A 1,598-nucleotide genomic window follows, 5' to 3' on the forward strand; every position below is an offset into this window, starting at 1 on the left:
ATGATGCTCAGAAGTGCCGAAATGCGGGCAGCCTCGGTGGGGAAACTGTCTTCTTTGGAAGCAGGAACCGACCCCAAACCGGACATTTCAATTTAGCCGGATATCGGACATTTCAAATTGGCCTCGACATGCGTGTAGCGGGCATATTCTAATGTCGTGCGTCGAACTGCGCCCTGGGTTTCGTGTACTTATCGATCACGTCGGGCGTGGCGAGCAGCGAGGACGTATCAAGAAACTCCGGGCGGAGATAGCCCAACTCGACCACCGTCGTGTGACTGTCCAGCGGCTCCAATTTGGCATGCATGGCTTCCGTGATGCCTTCGACCGCGAACTTTGTCGATGAATACACGACCGAACCGGCCGCCGCCCGTTAGCCGCCAATCGATGAAATGTTGATGACGTGGCTTAAGGCCGACCCGACCTCTTCCGAACTTGCTGCGACACAATCCGGGAATTGAAAAAGCTATAGGGTAGATCGTCCTTTGACCTGCCTGACGTTTTTTATCTCGGCAAAGAGTTTAGGTGGCCGATTGCCGCCTGATGCTAACGAGCAATTCTCGAGTTAAGCGCAACGTCGGCGACGCGTGCGTTGCCTTGCCTTGACTAAAGCAAACATCGGCGACAACACAGGCGGTGAAAATCCGCGAATCGCCGAGTTTGCGTGCGCCCTGGCAATCTCCCTTTCCTATCGATAAAAATGACGTATATAAGAATACCTAATCATTTTTTATTTCATAATAAGATCACGATCAACTCATTGACATCGTTCATGTATGACGCATATCCTTAGCATTGAATATTTGCTTCGCATAACGAATTTCAAGCGGATTTGCTGGCAAGTGGCAAATGTATTTCTTGCGAGCGCAAGTATTCCCATCGGCGCAGAATCAGCTGCTCAAGATAGCTTCAATTTAGCTTTTTTGCACACATCTCAACAGAAAGCTTGCCGTCTTAACTCATTAATCGAACAAGAGAACAAACGCATATGTCTGCACTTTTTTTTCAGAAAAACCTGCCTCTGTGGGAGCGTGCCCTTCGAACCTGCGTTGGCGTGGCTGTCGCCATCGTCGCGTTCGTCATCCCTATGGAGCCGTGGCTCAAGTGGCTGCTTGTCGTTGCGGGCGTGTCGTTCGTCGTGATGGGTTTCGTCGGTTTTTGTCCAATGTGCGCGATGGTGGGCCGAAGACTTAAGGGATAACGAACTCCGTTCGAATCTTCCCGAAGACGCATCGACAACACTCATTTCGGAGGCATCCATGTATTGCAGTCGATCTATCACCATTCATCTGTTGAGGGGAGTTCTAGCGCTCCTTCTCATCGGCGCGGGCATGTATTTCCTGATTTTTTCCGCCTCGGCAGTGAAGCTGTTTTCCATGGTTTGCTTTGTCACCGCCCTCTTCCTGCTCAAGGGGTGTCCCATGTGCTGGCTCGCAGGTCTTGTGGAGAAGATCGCCGCCCAGAAGGCGAAGCCGTTGGCATCGTCGTAGAAGCGTCGCGGGGGGGGGGGGGGGGGGCGCCCCCCGCCCCGCGCCGCCCCCCCCCCCCCCCCCCGCGGGGGGGGGCCCCCCCCCCCCGCCCACCCCCCCCCCCCCCCCCCC

At 54.5% G+C, this 1,598-nt stretch carries 2 protein-coding genes and 1 pseudogene; 2 read left to right on the forward strand and 1 reads right to left on the reverse strand.

The annotated features are described in order from the left end of the window. Positions 1 to 158 precede the first annotated feature (158 nt). Positions 159 to 403, reverse strand: a pseudogene (locus QCE79_RS06830) (SDR family NAD(P)-dependent oxidoreductase); the annotation flags it as partial. Positions 404 to 985: 582 nt separating this feature from the next. On the opposite strand from QCE79_RS06830, the gene QCE79_RS39320 reads away from it, so the two are divergent. Together QCE79_RS39320 and QCE79_RS06835 are read left to right on the forward strand one after the other, a co-directional pair. Beyond that, the gene (locus QCE79_RS39320) at positions 986 to 1,198 is read left to right on the forward strand and encodes a DUF2892 domain-containing protein (protein WP_250525807.1); all 213 of its coding nucleotides are present in this window, start codon (positions 986 to 988) and stop codon (positions 1,196 to 1,198) included. A gap of 130 nt (positions 1,199 to 1,328) precedes the next feature. Then, positions 1,329 to 1,487 (forward strand): hypothetical protein, encoded by a 159-nt coding sequence (locus QCE79_RS06835; protein ID WP_250464678.1) that lies wholly within the window; start codon positions 1,329 to 1,331, stop codon positions 1,485 to 1,487. Positions 1,488 to 1,598 lie beyond the last annotated feature (111 nt).

It is taken from the genome of Caballeronia sp. LZ003 (genome assembly GCF_031451465.1).
Classification (GTDB): Bacteria; Pseudomonadota; Gammaproteobacteria; order Burkholderiales; family Burkholderiaceae; genus Caballeronia.